Annotated in this window: 10 protein-coding genes and 2 CRISPR repeat arrays (1 of these 12 running past the window's edge); all 10 genes read right to left on the bottom strand. The window is 67.3% G+C overall.

What is annotated here, in order from left to right; translation table 11 throughout:
* A CRISPR array of direct repeats spans window positions 1–1,989; the repeat unit is 32 nt; unit sequence GTTTCAATCCACGCCCCCGCGTGGGGGGCGAC (it extends 3,688 nt beyond the left edge of the window).
* Window positions 1,990–2,090: 101 nt separating this feature from the next.
* Window positions 2,091–2,851: a CRISPR direct-repeat array (repeat unit 32 nt; unit sequence GTTTCAATCCACGCCCCCGCGTGGGGGGCGAC).
* Window positions 2,852–3,030: 179 nt separating this feature from the next.
* On the bottom strand, window positions 3,031–3,324 hold the full coding sequence (gene cas2 / locus DND132_RS15725; protein ID WP_014323751.1) for a CRISPR-associated endonuclease Cas2: 294 nt from the start codon (window positions 3,322–3,324) through the stop codon (window positions 3,031–3,033).
* Window positions 3,325–3,326: 2 nt separating this feature from the next.
* A complete protein-coding gene (gene cas1c, locus DND132_RS15720; protein ID WP_014323750.1) occupies window positions 3,327–4,358 on the bottom strand; it encodes a type I-C CRISPR-associated endonuclease Cas1c in 1,032 nt (343 codons plus the stop codon).
* Window positions 4,355–4,966, bottom strand: a complete 612-nt coding sequence (gene cas4 / locus DND132_RS15715) for a CRISPR-associated protein Cas4 (RefSeq protein WP_014323749.1) — start codon at window positions 4,964–4,966, stop codon at window positions 4,355–4,357. The genes cas1c and cas4 overlap by 4 nt, the downstream gene beginning before the upstream one ends.
* A 2-nt stretch (window positions 4,967–4,968) precedes the next feature.
* On the bottom strand, window positions 4,969–5,844 hold the full coding sequence (gene cas7c, locus DND132_RS15710; protein WP_014323748.1) for a type I-C CRISPR-associated protein Cas7/Csd2: 876 nt from the start codon (window positions 5,842–5,844) through the stop codon (window positions 4,969–4,971).
* Window positions 5,845–5,847: 3 nt separating this feature from the next.
* Window positions 5,848–7,563 carry a type I-C CRISPR-associated protein Cas8c/Csd1 gene (gene cas8c, locus DND132_RS15705; RefSeq protein WP_014323747.1) on the bottom strand — a complete coding sequence of 572 codons (1,716 nt, stop codon included), beginning with the start codon at window positions 7,561–7,563 and terminating at the stop codon, window positions 5,848–5,850.
* A complete protein-coding gene (cas5c, locus tag DND132_RS15700) occupies window positions 7,560–8,228 on the bottom strand; it encodes a type I-C CRISPR-associated protein Cas5c (protein WP_014323746.1) in 669 nt (222 codons plus the stop codon). Before cas5c ends, cas8c begins: the two co-directional genes overlap by 4 nt.
* 25 nt (window positions 8,229–8,253) lie before the next feature.
* Window positions 8,254–10,419, bottom strand: coding sequence for a CRISPR-associated helicase/endonuclease Cas3 (locus DND132_RS15695; protein WP_014323745.1), 2,166 nt, complete (start codon window positions 10,417–10,419; stop codon window positions 8,254–8,256).
* Window positions 10,420–10,598: 179 nt separating this feature from the next.
* Complete coding sequence (locus DND132_RS15690) at window positions 10,599–13,676, bottom strand: molybdopterin dinucleotide binding domain-containing protein (RefSeq protein WP_014323744.1); 3,078 nt, start codon at window positions 13,674–13,676, stop codon at window positions 10,599–10,601.
* Window positions 13,669–14,640: an NrfD/PsrC family molybdoenzyme membrane anchor subunit gene (gene nrfD, locus DND132_RS15685; protein WP_014323743.1), complete on the bottom strand. Its 972-nt coding sequence runs from the start codon at window positions 14,638–14,640 to the stop codon at window positions 13,669–13,671. Before nrfD ends, DND132_RS15690 begins: the two co-directional genes overlap by 8 nt.
* On the bottom strand, window positions 14,633–15,352 hold the full coding sequence (locus DND132_RS15680) for a 4Fe-4S dicluster domain-containing protein (protein ID WP_014323742.1): 720 nt from the start codon (window positions 15,350–15,352) through the stop codon (window positions 14,633–14,635). The genes nrfD and DND132_RS15680 overlap by 8 nt, the downstream gene beginning before the upstream one ends.
* Window positions 15,353–15,531: the final 179 nt, after the last annotated feature.

Genomic DNA, 15,531 nt, shown 5'->3' with positions numbered 1-15,531 from the left:
GCGAGTCGCACAGCGCCATCACGTGCTGTTTCAATCCACGCCCCCGCGTGGGGGGCGACATCAAACCGCCTATACCGTTTCTGATTACGCTTTGTTTCAATCCACGCCCCCGCGTGGGGGGCGACCCCACGTCGCCCGCCGTGCTGGAGATCACCGGAGGTTTCAATCCACGCCCCCGCGTGGGGGGCGACTTACTGCTCGGCGGGCTGTTGGGTTTCGCGTGAGTTTCAATCCACGCCCCCGCGTGGGGGGCGACGGCCCCGTTGAGGACTTTGAGCCTGGACGGCTCCATGTTTCAATCCACGCCCCCGCGTGGGGGGCGACCTTTTGCCGGTTATCGTCCCACACTCGCACCTGTCGTTTCAATCCACGCCCCCGCGTGGGGGGCGACCACGAACTCGATGGTCTTGACCTTGGGGTCCATGTTTCAATCCACGCCCCCGCGTGGGGGGCGACGCGACAGCACTAATAAGCTCATTATTCGGGCGGCTGTTTCAATCCACGCCCCCGCGTGGGGGGCGACGTGCGCGGACATCGCCAAGATGCTGGACGGGACCGGTTTCAATCCACGCCCCCGCGTGGGGGGCGACTAATCGCGGTCGTCGTCCCCCGACAGTTCGAGGGCGTTTCAATCCACGCCCCCGCGTGGGGGGCGACTGGTCGCTGCCGCGCCGAGCCCGAGGGCGGTGCGCGTTTCAATCCACGCCCCCGCGTGGGGGGCGACCGGCATTTTCCTATTGGCAAAAAACTTTTCAGAAAAGTTTCAATCCACGCCCCCGCGTGGGGGGCGACTGCTCCACCGCCGACACATACTCTCCGCGTGGAGTTTCAATCCACGCCCCCGCGTGGGGGGCGACCCTCCGGGCTCCACAAAGCCCTCGCCTATGGCGCAGTTTCAATCCACGCCCCCGCGTGGGGGGCGACGGCCGGAGTGGTGGTTTTCGTGACACTCATTGGCGTTTCAATCCACGCCCCCGCGTGGGGGGCGACGGCGATGTCCGACATATCTACGCAGATACGCCGGGTTTCAATCCACGCCCCCGCGTGGGGGGCGACCCCGACAAGGATACCCGAAACCGCATCTTCGACGAGTTTCAATCCACGCCCCCGCGTGGGGGGCGACATCGCCTGGACGTGCACCCGGATGCCCCGGAGACGTTTCAATCCACGCCCCCGCGTGGGGGGCGACGCCCGGTGCCCGCTGCGGGTCTGGGCGATATGGTCCGTTTCAATCCACGCCCCCGCGTGGGGGGCGACTCGTTTCAGTTGATAATATTATCAATTGGTAATGAGTTTCAATCCACGCCCCCGCGTGGGGGGCGACGTTAAACCTCACTCACGTCTGTGACGCGCAGGAGGTTTCAATCCACGCCCCCGCGTGGGGGGCGACCGACGTCCCACTTGTAATGGTTGACGTAGGCGAAGTTTCAATCCACGCCCCCGCGTGGGGGGCGACACAGGTTATCTCACCAAATTTCAAAGCGTAATCAGTTTCAATCCACGCCCCCGCGTGGGGGGCGACCGGTGATCTCGCGCCGGTCAGACATGGCCAGCATCAGGTTTCAATCCACGCCCCCGCGTGGGGGGCGACCCTGCCTCTGTCCAGCCTGCCCTCGCAGCGACTGGTTTCAATCCACGCCCCCGCGTGGGGGGCGACATTTTCCCCTTTAGTCTTCGTCAGCGAAAAATTTGTTTCAATCCACGCCCCCGCGTGGGGGGCGACGTCAGGGCGGGCAAGTGTTTCCTGCCGCCTATCGGCGTTTCAATCCACGCCCCCGCGTGGGGGGCGACCAGCGCCGGGTCCCCGGCGATCGTCACCGGGGTGGTTTCAATCCACGCCCCCGCGTGGGGGGCGACCCGCGAGGGCGTGGCCTCGTCCTGGACCGTCCTCGTTTCAATCCACGCCCCCGCGTGGGGGGCGACACATGTCGGCCCGTCGCTCCGCCGGAACATTGATGTTTCAATCCACGCCCCCGCGTGGGGGGCGACGCGCGGACATCGCCAAGATGCTGGACGGGACCGGTTTCAATCCACGCCCCCCGCGTGGGGGGGCGACCTACCACAACGAGTCAGGAGGATAGAAGCGGACTAGTTTCAATCCACGCCCCCGCGTGGGGGGCGACCAGGAGCACGCGACTACCTGACACCTGGAACCAGTTTCAATCCACGCCCCCGCGTGGGGGGCGACCTTCGACGGCATCACCGAGAAGCGTGATCCCGAGTTTCAATCCACGCCCCCGCGTGGGGGGCGACCTCGCGCGGCGGCCGGTCATGCAGGATCATGGCCCGTTTCAATCCACGCCCCCGCGTGGGGGGCGACCCTGGCCAAGCGCGTGCGGCCCAGGCTGCGCAAGTTTCAATCCACGCCCCCGCGTGGGGGGCGACGGTTCGCCGGTGACTTGGATGAGGTCCAGTTGCCTGTTTCAATCCACGCCCCCGCGTGGGGGGCGACTCCTGCGGTTTTGGGACGTAATCCAACAGGTAATGTTTCAATCCACGCCCCCGCGTGGGGGGCGACGTTCATTTCTGTGTCTGGCTACGATCTCTATTACATGTTTCAATCCACGCCCCCGCGTGGGGGGCGACGCATCCGCAGCCTACGAACCGGGCGCGGAAATAGGTTTCAATCCACGCCCCCGCGTGGGGGGCGACGGGTATGGCGGCGCGGGAAGCGGCTTTATCAATAGTTTCAATCCACGCCCCCGCGTGGGGGGCGACATCTAGAGCTTCCAATATCTCATGGCGATACCAACGTTTCAATCCACGCCCCCGCGTGGGGGGCGACTCATGCCCCGCAGCTGCCCGGCACGCTGCCGGTCGTTTCAATCCACGCCCCCGCGTGGGGGGCGACTGTGGGGGGGCCGAAGGTCCTCTTGGCGCGGGTTTCCAGGCGGGACTCCGCGAACAGGCAGGAACGGGTCGGCCACACCATGTCCCATGGCGGGACATGATTCTTCAATTACCTGAAATGACCGATTATTGGCAACCGCGCGAACCTCCCGAGGATTTTGCCACCACTTGGGGTTCGCGCTAGAGGATCAGGGCGTCCGTTTCCGGATCGTAGGCGGTGCCTGAGCCGTGCTGCTCCACCCGCCGCTGCCAGTTCTTGCCCAGAAAGTAGAAGCGCAGGCTGTCTCGCTCCTCGTCGTAGGCCTCGAGCAACCGATGGCGCAACTGGACCCACTGGGCGGGCTCGACCACGCATTCGAACACGGAATATTGCACCCGTTGCCCGAAATTTTCGCAAACCTTGGCGATCTTGCGCAACCGCCGCTTGCCGTCCGGCTCCTCGAAACTGACGTCGTAACTGACCAGTACCAGCATACTCACTTCCAGAAGTAGGGCGGATAGCCGTCCAAGTCGCCGCGCACGGCCCGGGCCATGAGCTGCGCCTGCACGTGAAAGGCCAGGCCGAGCGCGATGCGTTCCTTCAGGAACGGATGCATCACCTCGTCCTGCTTGCGTTTCTGCCAGGCCGTGAGGACCGCCTTGCGCGTGTCGTCATCCATGAACACCGCGCCGCTTTCCTTGCGCACGAAGCCCCTGGCGCGCACCTCGCCCCGGTTGATCAGTGACAGAACCAGCCGGTCGGCCAGAACCGGCCGGAACTCCTCCATGACGTCCAGGGCCAGCCCCGGACGGCCCGGCCGGTCGCGATGCAGAAAGCCCACCTGCGGATCGAGCCCCACCGCCTCCAGGGCGGAACGCACGTCGTGGGCGAGCAGAGTGTAGATGAAGGAAAGCAGGCAGTTGGCCACATCCAGCGGCGGCCGCCGGTTGCGGCCCACGAAGCGAAAGGCGGGGTCCTCCGCGAGGATCAGGTTGCCGAAAACCGCAAAATAGGTGTTGGCCGCCCGTCCTTCCATACCGCGCGCCTCGTCCAGGGAGACCGGGCGACGAAGGCGCTCTGCGCAGTCGTCGAGCACGGCCACGGCCCTGTCCAGGGCGTCGCGGTCAACACGCCCCCCGTGGTCGCGCAGACACCGACGGAGCACGGCCCGTGAGTTGGCGACCTTGCCGACGATGACCGACCGGGCCAGGCGCGACGCATCGTCCGGATCGTCGGCCAGCCGGTACTGGGCCCGCCGGAGCAGGACATTGCCGCTCTGCGGACCGCGCACCCCGGCCAGATACCGCCCCCGTTCGGTCAGAAACGAGACGGCCAACCCTTTTTCACCGCAGTGGCCCAGCAGAAACGGGCTGCACAGCACGTTGCCGAAGCAGACGATGCCGCCCAGCACGTGGGCCGGGAAGCGGCGCTTCTCCCCGTCCTCGGTGCGCACCACCACGCACTCGCCGTCCTTGGACAGGTAGCTGCCCTGGGAGGTGACGTAGAGCGTGTTCAGCAGTTTCTTCACGGGTCCAACCCCCTTTGCAGATAGCTTTCCACGTGCCGGGAGGTGCCGGGCATGCATGCGTCCCGGAGCGAGCAGCCCCTGCACAACTTGCCCGGCACGGGTTCGGGCGTTGCGGCCGCCTCGATCATGGCGTGCAGTTCGCGGCAATGCCGCTCCACGGCCTCCCGCAAAGGGGCGTCGAAGACCACCCGTTCCCGGCGGCGGGGCTTGCCGTAGAAGATGGCCCCCTCGGGCACGGTCACGCCGAGCATCTCCTCCAGGCACAGGGCCTGTGCGCAGAGTTGGACCCGGTCCCAGTCCTCGATCTTGGGGCTGCCGCGCTTGTACTCCACGGGATACGGCGCCTCGCGGCCGTCCGGCCCGGGCCGCAGCTCGACCACATCGGCCACGCCGTACAGCCCCAGCCGGTCGCTGCGCAGGGGCACGGCCCGGTCCTGGACCACGCCCCCGCGCCGACCGGCCCCCCCGGCATCGGCACGCAGGTGCAGAAGCCGTCCCTCGGCGGTGAACCGGTTTTCCTCCCAGACCTTTTCCACGTGGATGAGCGCGCACTGCCTCGGGCAGTACAGATAGTGCTGCAACGCGGAAAGGGGCAGGGTCCTATCCACGGCTAGAACTTCACGTCCACGGCGACCGTGTCGGGAATGGCCCCCTTGTCCACGGCGACCGCGTAATCGGTGAAGGAACGGGCCGGGCCGTCGCCTTCCCTGCGAGTCACGGTCACGGCCTCGAACAGCTTGTGGGCCGGGGCGTTGCCCAGGGCATCCTGGTGCTTGAAGACGATCAGGCCGCGCGGGCTCATCTTGCCCCGGGCCGCCGAGTGGTCGTGATCGAACATGCCTCCCAGGGCCTGCCACAACAGTTCCAGGTCGGCATCCGAGAAGCCGGTCCCCTTGTCGCCCTGGGCCAGGTTGGCCGAGACAAACCCCTCGGCGCGGTACAGACCGTAGGGCACGATGTGCTTGCGGCCCATGGTCCGGTTGTCGCCTTCCTGGGCCTCGGCCTCCTTGCTGGTCTCCACGGCCATACGGGTGATGGACACCTCGGCCGGGACGATGGGCTCGATGCTCTTGGCGAAGGTCAGTTGCACCGGCCCGCGCACCTGGCCGCAATTGTTCTCCTTGGTGGACATGACCGCGCCGAAGGTGCGCACGTCGAAGAAGTTGGCGCACATCCAGTTGCGCGCGGCCGCGATCTGCTCATCCTTCTTTTTGAGCTTCTGGACCTCCTCGGTCTTGTAGGCGGGTTCGCGAGTCTGGGAAAGCACGCCCTTCTCGGCCACGTAGATGTTGTACCCCTCGGCCCCCTGCTTGACCACGTCCACGTAGTTGCGGATCTTGCGCTTGAGGCAGACGTCAGTGACCAGGCCAAACCCGGTCTCGGGGTCGATGCGCGGGGTGTTGCCCGCGTCCGGGTCGCCGTTGGGGTTGCCGTTCTCCACATCGAACAGGTACACGAATTCATAGCGGTTATTGATGACGGTCATGGTCTAGTCCTCCGTATTCTTTTCTTTTTTGGTGTAGAAATCCTGGCGCTGCTGATAGTAGCCAAGAATGAACATGCCCTGCTTTTCCGAGGCCATGGAGGCCGGGAAGCCGGTTGCGGCGTCGATGCCGCCCACGATCTCCTGTATCGCCTTGTCGAGATTGACCGCCCAGCCCGGCTTGTCCTTGCGGATCTTGGCCAGCCCATGCTGAGCGTTCTTGACGATGATCGGAAAGATCCGGGCCGGGGTGGCGGCCGCGGAGGCGAAGAAACGATCCTTCACCGTGGCGTTGGCGCCGGGGACCGCCTCCTCCTGAATGCGTTCGACAATGGCGAACAGCCGACCCAGGCGGTAGCCAATGTTCGTGTTGGTGGTATCGAGGGTCATGGGAATCTCCTGTTTTCTGTTGCGAACGAGAAAGGCCTTGATCATCGCCGCCCGCAGGTAGTTGACCTCCTTGTCGGCCCGGATGCGGCCGATGGCGGCGGACAGCAGGGTCTGCGGATAGGGCAGCCCCTGGACCACGGATCGGACGAGCTGGCCGAAGAGCAGCGGCGACATGTTTTTCGCGTCCCGCTGAGGCGCCAGCTCCTTGAGCAGCTGCCACGGGCTCGGGTGCTCGGGCTCGCTGTCGAAGCGGCGTTGCAGGGCCAGGGTGCGGTAGTGCTCGCCGACGTTCTCCGCCATCTCTCCCACGGTGCCCACATGCCAGAAGCGCACGGACAGCCGGGCCGCGTTGGGCGACAGGCCGAGCACGTAAAACGGAGTTTCCGCCCTGCCCAGCGCCTCCGGATATTTCCCGCGGGCCACGGCCGACAGATACCCCTCCAGGCGGGCGGTCAGTCCGTCGTCCTCGGCCCGCTTGCCGCCCATGGCGTGGCCGAAAAACGGTTCGGCCTCGCCCGGCGCATCGCTCCAGAAGACCACGGTGGTCTCGCCCACCTGGACCTTGCGCGGACTGTCCGGCGCGAGCAGGTGGTTGAGCGCCGTGGCGTAGCCGAAGGCCGCCCGTTCCAAGACCGGGGAGTTGAGGTTCTGCTTCTTGCCATAGGACTCGGCCGCGTCGATGTTGAAGGAAATGAGCGAGGCCCCTGCGGTCTGCGCTCCGGGCACGCCCTTGATCTTGGCGTGGGTCGGCGGAATGGGCCCGACTTCACCGGTGACCAGGCAACGGCCCGTTTCGAACTCGTCGTTGGCCGCGAGATGTTCACGCCAAGCCTGGCGGAATGCGGGCCGGTCGTGCAGGAAACCGGGCTCGCCGTCGAGCATGAAGACCACGTTGAGCCCGACCATGTCCTCCCAGCCGGGCAGTTCCTGGGCCCGCGCCGGGTCCCAGTCGGCGAGGAAGGCCAGCAGGGCCCGCGCCCCCTCGTCGTCCACGCCGTCCAGCACCTCGTCGGCCAGGCTCTTGAAGGCCGCATGGGTCCTCGCCGTGCGTTCGGGATTGTCTCCCCCGTCGTCCCCCAGGACATAACCGGTATTGTCCCAGGCAAAATTGGAAGCAACGCCCACCGTGCGCACCACCGGCCCCGGCACCTCGATGCGGTCCGGGCGACCCTTTTCGTCGCGCAGGTCCATGGGACGGCCCGCCAGGTTGCCCGACCGGTCCAGGGACAGGCAGAAATGCACCCCCTGGCGGCCGAAACCGAACTCGGGTACGTCCGCCTCGGGGTCCGCCCGCAGCCGATCGTAATATTGATTCAGGGCCTGGAGGATCATGAGGCCACCCCCTCGCGTTCGAGCGCCCTGGCCACCTCGACCACCCCGCCTTCCAGGGCCGGGCGGAAGAACAGCGGGGCCATGTCGTTGCGGTAATCAAGGTCGTAGAGCATCCAGCCCAGGTCGCGCGGAGGCTCGTCGGCCAGGGGCGAGGCCGGGACGTCGCCCTCCACGGGCTCGAAAAACGCGGCGAACTCACGACAGCCGAGATAGGGCCGCTGGAAGCACTGCCCCTTGCCCGCGCGGCGGTTGAACATGTCCAGATGCTTGCCGTCGTTGCGGTCCTCGGCGGACGTGTATTCGAAGTGCGCCTCAATGACGTACTCCACGTCGCGCAGGACCAGGGCGGCCCGCTGCTGGCGGTTGTCCTCGATGAACAGGCGCAACGGCTCGCCTCCGCCCTTCATGGCCGCGTTCACGCCCGACGCGCCCTTGACCGGCACCTTGGCGGACACCTCGTTGCGGCGCACGTTGTCGAACCGGATGGGTTTCATGACGTGGATGCGGTCCACCACCCAGCGGATGGACGGCTTCCAGTACACCGCTTCCAGAATCCCCCGCGCCGCCGAAGGGGTCATCACGTCGTAACTGACGCGCTCCACCTTCATTTCCGGCCGGGTGAAGCAGGCATACTCTCCCCAGACTCTGAGTTTGACTCCTGACACGAACGTCACCTCCGTGTTGTAGTGCCTATGCCAAAAAATACTCCGGATCGGTCGGACCGGGCACCCGCAGACCGAACAGATCGTCGTAGAACTCCATCCGACAGAGCGCCTCGCACCCGTCGGCGACCGTCTCCACTGCCCCGGCCTCGTCCAGGGCGCGGAACTGGCGCTCGTAGACCTGGACCGTGTACTGCTGGAGTTTGCGCAGGATGCCGCCGGGGTGTTCCGCGTACCGCAGCGCCTCCACCAGCTCCCGCGCCCGGCCGTCCCAGGGCACGACCAACGGGACCATGGGATTGTCGATGAGCCGGAATTCGTCCGCCGCCCGACGGAAATACCACTCCCCCCGCTCGTTGCTCAGGGCGTCCAGAATCCGCTTCCGGTCCAGGCGCTCCCGCTTGAGCCAGTAGTGCAGGCCGAAATACTGCCGGATGGCCTCGGGCGAGAACGGGTCGCCGCCGTGGGGCCCGCGCAGGACGGCCGCCGCATGCTCCGCCTGGGCCGAAAAGGCACGCGGCAGCCCTTCGGCCGGATAGAACACGGACACCGGGGCCGCTTCATCGCGCTCGCCCTCCCGATTGCACCGCCCGGCGGCCTGGGTGATGGAATCGAGCCCGGCCATCTCGCGGACGACCTCGGGAAAGGAGACGTCAACCCCGGCTTCGACAAGCTGGGTGGAGACCACCCGGCACGGCTCCCCGGCGCGCAGCATCCCCCTGATCTCGGCCAGCCGCTCCGAGCGGTGGGCCGGGCACATGAGGGCGCTCAGGTGGCGCGCCCCAGGCTCGTCACGGACCAACTTGAACAACTCGGACGCGCGGGCGCGGGTGTTGACGATGCAAAGGACCTGCTCCCGCTCCCGCACCATGTCGGCCACCTCGGACAGCTCCAGTTCGCCGAGGTCGCGCAGCTCCGTGCGCCGGAAGGCCTCATGCAGCCGGGCCGGGTCCGGGGCCAGCTCCCGGCCGTCGAGCCCGGCCAGGCCCGGCGCGAAATCCTCTCGGCGCAGGGCGGGCTGGGTGGCCGTGCACAGGACCACGCTGCACCCGTAGTGCGCGGCCAGCTCCTCAAGAGCCCGCAGGCACGGGGCCAGGAAGTCCACGGGCAGCATCTGGGCCTCGTCCAGGACGATGACCGACCCGGCCAGGTTGTGCAGTTTGCGGCAGCGAGAGGTTTTGGCCGCGAACAGCGACTCGAAGAACTGCACGTTGGTGGTCACGACCACGGGGGCGTCCCAGTTCTCGCAGGCCAGCCGGTGGCGGCGGGCTCCGGCGGATTCGCGGGCGTTGTCCTCGTCGCCGAAGGCGTTGCGCGGGTCGAAGTTGCTATGGTGCTCGATGACCGCGCCTGCGGGGAAGATGTCCCGGAAAACACGCGCGTTCTGCTCAATGATGGAGGTATAGGGGATGACGTAAACCACCCGGCGCAGGCCGTGCCGCAGGGCGTGATCCAGGGCGAAGGCCATGGAGGTCAGGGTCTTGCCGCCTCCGGTGGGCACGGTCAGGGTGAACAGGCCGGGGTCGAGGGCCGCCTTTTCCCGGCAATGGGACAGGATCTCCGCGCGCAGGGAATTGATGCGCCCCTCCCCGGCGAACGCGGCCAGGTGCCTGTCCAGGAGTTCGCGCAGCTCGCCGAGCGCAGGACCGGGCTCGCGACGACCGCTCTCCGCCGCGTCCATGAAGGCCTCGGTGTCCAGAAAGTCCGCGTCCACCAGGGAGGAGAAGAGCATGCGTGTGAAAAAGGAACACTGAAAGCCGCTTTCCGGCGTGAAAGGCCAGTCGGGCGGCCGGATGCCGTCCGGGACGTCGCGGCCCGGCAGGACGAAGGCCCGTTCAAGGATCCGCCCCAGCGAGGTTCCATGGCCGGAATCATGGAAGTCCGGCAGTCCTCCGTGGTGCCCGGCAATGCAGTAGGCGGCCATGCGCCCGAAACCGGTGCCCAGATTTTCGAACAGCCGCGCCCCGGCCCCCTTGTGGTCGGCGTGGCCGGTGTTTTCGCCGGTCAGCCTCTGCTGAAAGCGGGGGTTCCGCTTGCCTATGTCGTGGAACGCCCCGAGGACCCGCGCCCAATCCGCAGCGCCGAAGGCGGCGGCGAAATCCGCCCCCCTGTCCGCCACATTGCGCAGATGCTCCTCAAGCAGCTGCCACTCTTCCGGGTCCGAGTTTTCCCTGGAATGCGCATAGATGGCCATGCCGTGTGCTCCTGTTTGCGGATGGGATAGCACAAAAGAACCGGCAACAAAATATACAATTCACGACATGTGCCGCTCAAGCCGTCCGGACCCGCCCCGCCAAGGGTGAGGCCCCCGGGAAACCGGGGGGTTTCCGCGGGGGCCTCGGGTAAGGGGAGTTTGGTTATGAGGAGGAAAGGTCAGCCGATTTTCTTGATGCGCACCGGGATGCCCTGGCGGGCGGCCGCGCCGGTTTCATGTTCCTGGAGGGTGGAGACGCCCCGGCGGGTGGGGTCGTTGGGGACCAGGTCGTTGAGGCTGAAGCCGTTGGCCGCGCCGGGGTTGGCCTTGATGACATGACCGTCCACAATGACGTCGGCCGCGCCCAGGGAGCGGTGGCCGAAGCCGTGCTCCACCGCGACCACGCCGGGGGCGACCACGTCGCCGACCACCACCGTGGCCCGGGCCGAGGCGGCGGGACTCGTGATCTCCACCTCGTCGCCATGGGCCAGGCCGAACCGGGCCGCGTCGCGGTCGTTGACCATGACCATGTTCAGGGGCTTGATGGCCCGCAGCCGGTCCAGGACCACGGCGTAGGAGTTGATCAGGTTGGACTTGAACGAGGTCATGACCAGGGGGTAGTCCGCCTCGGTCCAGACCGCGCGCAGTTCGCTGCCGTCAGTCAGTTTGGGCGGCATGAAGGTGGCCACGCCCAGGTACGGCTCCCCGGTCTGGGAATTGATGGCGGTGCCCACCTGCTCGTTGTAGATCTGGAGGGTCTTCTTCCACCGCCCGCCGAGCCACTCGCCGTCGTAGCTCTTGCCGTAGGGGGCGAACCGCCCTCCCCGGCTGTACACGGCGGCCACCGGACCGCGCTCGTCCTCGCGCAGGGTCCGCTCGATGTCGGGCAGGATACGGCCGATGCCGGACAAGGCGATGTCCTCCTCGCTCGGGGCGGGCAGGACCTGGTCCTTGAAGAAGGCGATGTTGGCCGCCAGGCGCAGGTAGTAGTCCTCGGGCCCGTGCAGCGGGGCCGCCGTGCCGTCCGCCGCCGGGATGGCCTGGTCGCCGAACCCCGGCAACCCCATGCGTTTGGCCGCCTCGATGAGGAACTGCTCCATGCACACCGGACGCCCGTCCGAGGTCTTCTCCTGCTTGGGCGCGACGGCGGGCCAGCGTGCCGTGGACATCTTGGTCAGCACCCCGGACCACGCCCCGGAGAACCCGCCCCAGCCCTCGAACATGCACGGGTCGGGCACCAGGTAGTCGGCATAGGCGTTGGTCTCGTTGTGGAAGGTGTCGATGCCGATGATCAGCGGCAGGCTCGCGGGGTCCTTCAGGGCCTCGTCCACGGCCCGGTGCAGGCCGCCGTGGCCGTAAATGACGTTGCCGGTCCAGTTGATCCAGCACTTGTAGCGGAACGGGTGGCCGTTCACGTGGGAAAGCAGATGCTCGGCGGGCATGTTCGGCGGGGTGAACGGGTACCAGGGGTACCGCGCCGGGTACGGGTTCTGTCCCGCCGCCTTCTTTTCCTTGAATTCCGTGGACTTTTGGTACGGTGCGCGGCAGCGGATGGCCGGGAACCCCTTGGCCTGGATCTGGCCGGGGAACTTGTTCAGGTCGTACCGGGGGCCGTTCATGGCCGGGCCATGGTAGTTGCCCGCCGTGGCCGAGATGCCGCCCTTGGCGTTGATGTTGCCGATGAGCGTGTTCAGGGTCAGGACAGTGAAGGTGGCGTTGGCGCCCGAGGTGGACATCATGCCCCCGTGCACGTCCACGGCCGCCTTTTTGCCGTGGGCGGTGAACTCGCGGGCCAGCTCGACGATCCGCTCCACGGGCACGCCGCAGCGGGCGGACATCTCGTCCAGCCCGTGGGCCATGGCCTGCTCCTTGAGCAGCCGGAAGGCGGTGGCCACCCGCACGATCTCGCCCGAGGCCAGGGTCAGCTCGCCCGCGAAGTCCAGGACGCCCTCGTCGCAGGCGTCGAAGGAGACGGGCTTGTCCGTGGCCGCGTCCACGACCACGAAGGCCTCGTCGCTCCCCAGTCCGAGTTGGGCCGCGCGCAGGAATTTGCCCCGGCTCCCGCCCGAACGGACGACCAGATAGGTGGCGTTGCAGATGCTGATCTCGCCCGCCTTTTCGGCGGCGGCCGTGTTCGGCCGGACCAGGAAGTTCCGATCATAGCGCTCGTTCTCGATGATCCAGCGGATCATGCCCATGGCCAGGGCCGAGTCCATGCCGGGGTTGATGGGCACCCAGCGGGAGCGCTCGCGGGCCGCGTCCGAGGCGGGCATGCGCAGGACCGGGTCGATGACCGCATAGTGCAGGTCCCCGTCGGTGCGCGCCGAGGCCAGGATGCGGGCCGAGCGGTTGAACGGGTTGCCCGCCTGGGACGGCGCGGTGCCCCAGAACAGGGCGAACTCGCAGTTGGCCCAGTCCGGCTTGATGTGCGCGTTCTTGGTTAGGTCGTCCATGAACATGCCCGAGCCGATGCGGAAGGACAGGCCGCAGTACGCCCCGTGCTTGCCGAAGTTCTTGGTCCCGAAGGCGTTCATGCCGAAGCGGCGGAAGAAGAAGTCGCTGCGCCCGTCGTCCACGGCGTAGGTCAGGAGCAGCTGGTTGCTCACCGGCCCGAACTCCGGGTGACCGGGGTTGGCCGGGGTTTTCAGGTCGCGGATGGCCCGCAGGCCGTCCACGTGGCCCTCGCCGAACAGGTCGCCGCCCTCGACGACCTCTTCGAGCAGTTGTTCAAAGGAGATGTGCGTCCACCTGTTCTCGCCGCGCTTGCCTGCGCGCTTGAGGCAGCGGGTGATGCGGAAGGGGCTGTGCGCGGTCTCGAACATGGCCGCCCCGCGCCCGCAGACCGCGGACCGCTGGGCGTGGCCCATGTCCTTGTCGGCGGACAGGCGATCCAGGGCCTCGCCCACGGGCATGGACATGGGGAAGTGCTTTTCATGGGACAGGGGGTTGTACGGGTTGCCCGCCACCCGGACCACGTCGTCCGTGGCGTCGTCGATGTGCAGGCGCACGCCGCAGAAGGTGGTGCAGCCCCAGCACTGGTTGAAGGCCATGTGCTGCCCTTCGCCCAGCCGGACGCCCTCCGGGGTGCGTTCGTATTCCGGGGCCAGGGACTCGGGCGAGACCCTGGCCGGGTCCTCGGGCATGGCCGCCTGCGCGGCCTCGGCGCGGCCCGGCTTGAGGAGCGCGCCCGCGCCGAGCATGCCCAGCCCGGCCACGGCCAGGGTGTTCTTGACCAGTTCGCGTCTGTTCTTATCCATGGGAGTGCTCCCTCCTTGCCAGGGCGACGTTGCTGAAAAGACCGCCCAGGACCGCGCCCAGGCCGAGCAGGAAGACCAGGCTCACCGCCAGGATCAGCAGGGACTTGGCCGAGACCAGATGGGCCACGGCCCCCGCGTCCACGGCGGTGAAGGACTTGCGGGGAATGGACTGGCCCAGGAAGATCAGCCGGACGTAGAAACCCAGGCCCGCGCCGTAGGCGAACAGCCCGGCCAGGGCGGTCAGGCCCCGGGCCTTGAGGGCGATCAGGCCGAGCACGGCCGCGACCGCGCCGATCAGGGAAAGCGCGGTCCAGGCCGAGGGCGCGGCCAGCACGTAGCCCTCGGGCGGGGTCAGCAGGAAGCCCGCCCCGGCGCAGAGCAGGGAGGCCGCGATCATGACCGCCGTGAGCCAGGTGGGCATGGACCGGCCCTTGAACGCGCCGAGGAGCGCGGACAGCCCGGCGGAGCCGGACAGCCCGGCCAGGACGAAGCCCAGAGGCAGCGCCTTGGCGTGCCACATGACCCGGCCCGGCAGGTAGCCGATCTCGCGCGAGGCGTAGGTCAGCACGCCCAGGGCCAGGAAAACCGCCAGTCCGGCCACGGGCCGGGCGCGGCCGTCGCCGTCGCTGTCCAGGTACAGGGCCAGCAGGGACACGCCGAGAAAGACCGGGAGCAGGAAGGTGCCGATGGTCGTCCAGGAGCTGAAGGACGGCGAGACCATGAACATGTAGAGATGAAAGGGGTTGCCCAGGGACAGGGCCAGGGCGCCCAGCCCGGTGATGACCGAGGCGATGCCCGTGGTCAGCAGCCCGCGCCGCACGTCCGCGCCGCGTCCGGCCAGGGTCAGGCCGCCGCCCAGCAGGACCGCGCAGGCCGCCGCCGTGAGCAGGGTCAGGGCCAGGGGCTCCAGGACCTCCCAGGTGATGGCCGGGGGCACGTTGACCAGTTCGATGACCTTAGGCATGTCCACCTCCCGCCGTCATGGCGCCTTCGGCCATGGGCAGCCCCACGTTGACCGGGCTCTCCAGGAAGGCGTTCAGATTGATGTAGTAGACGTTGGGCCTGGTGCCCATCTCCGGGGCCAGGACGTTGACGTCGCCCTGGTGCTCCCTGAGGGTCCGGACGACCAGGCTCTGCGGGTCGTTCAGGTCGCCGAAGATGCGCGCCCCGCCCACGCAGTTCTCCACGCAGGCGGGCAGCAGCCCGGCCTGGAGCCGGTGCACGCAGAAGGTGCACTTGTCCGTGGTGTGGGTGACCGGGTTGATGTACCGGGCGTCGTAGGGGCAGGCCTGGACGCAGAAGCCGCAGGCCAGGCACTTGTCGCTGTCCACCAGGACCAGGCCGTTCTCGTCCTTGTAGGTGGCGTGCACCGGGCAGACCGGCACGCAGGCCGGTTCCTCGCAGTGGTTGCACAGCCTGGGCAGCGGGGCGATGGTCGGGGCGATCCCGGCGTCCTCGATGACGAACTCGCCCACCGTGGCCCGGAACTTGCCCACCGGCACACGGTTCTCCACGGAACAGGAGACCGAGCACGAATGGCAGCCCACGCACCGCCTGAGATCGATGACCATGGCGTACCGGGGTTTGCCGCCCTCCGCACGCACTTCCGTCGCCGTGAGCGCACCCAGAGCGGGCACCCCGGCGCAGGCGAGCTTGAGAAATTTCCTTCTGTCCATGAACTCCTCCGGTTGCGCTTCGCGCGTTTACCCGGAGAATGCGACGGATTCGCCACCGGAACAATCGGGAACCTTCTGATTTGACGGTTCCTTCCTCACCCGGTCGCCCCTGGGACATCTTTCTTTTTATTTCATTATTACAGTGTATTGCAAAGCGAACGCGGCGCAAGACCGCGCGC

Source organism: Pseudodesulfovibrio mercurii, from assembly GCF_000189295.2.
GTDB classification, from domain to species: domain Bacteria; phylum Desulfobacterota; class Desulfovibrionia; order Desulfovibrionales; family Desulfovibrionaceae; genus Pseudodesulfovibrio; species Pseudodesulfovibrio mercurii.
Note: the sequence above shows the minus strand (reverse complement) of the source record. Positions and strands in the feature narration are given on the sequence as shown.

Excerpts from the sequence above, each read along its gene's own strand:
- nrfD (WP_014323743.1), bottom strand. The coding sequence starts at position 14,640 with ATGCCTAAGGTCATCGAACTGGTCAACGTGCCCCCGGCCATCACCTGG.
- DND132_RS15680 (WP_014323742.1), bottom strand. The coding sequence starts at position 15,352 with ATGGACAGAAGGAAATTTCTCAAGCTCGCCTGCGCCGGGGTGCCCGCT.
- cas8c (WP_014323747.1), bottom strand. The coding sequence starts at position 7,563 with ATGATCCTCCAGGCCCTGAATCAATATTACGATCGGCTGCGGGCGGAC.
- DND132_RS15695 (WP_014323745.1), bottom strand. The coding sequence starts at position 10,419 with ATGGCCATCTATGCGCATTCCAGGGAAAACTCGGACCCGGAAGAGTGG.
- DND132_RS15690 (WP_014323744.1), bottom strand. The coding sequence starts at position 13,676 with ATGGATAAGAACAGACGCGAACTGGTCAAGAACACCCTGGCCGTGGCC.
- cas2 (WP_014323751.1), bottom strand. The coding sequence starts at position 3,324 with ATGCTGGTACTGGTCAGTTACGACGTCAGTTTCGAGGAGCCGGACGGC.
- cas7c (WP_014323748.1), bottom strand. The coding sequence starts at position 5,844 with ATGACCGTCATCAATAACCGCTATGAATTCGTGTACCTGTTCGATGTG.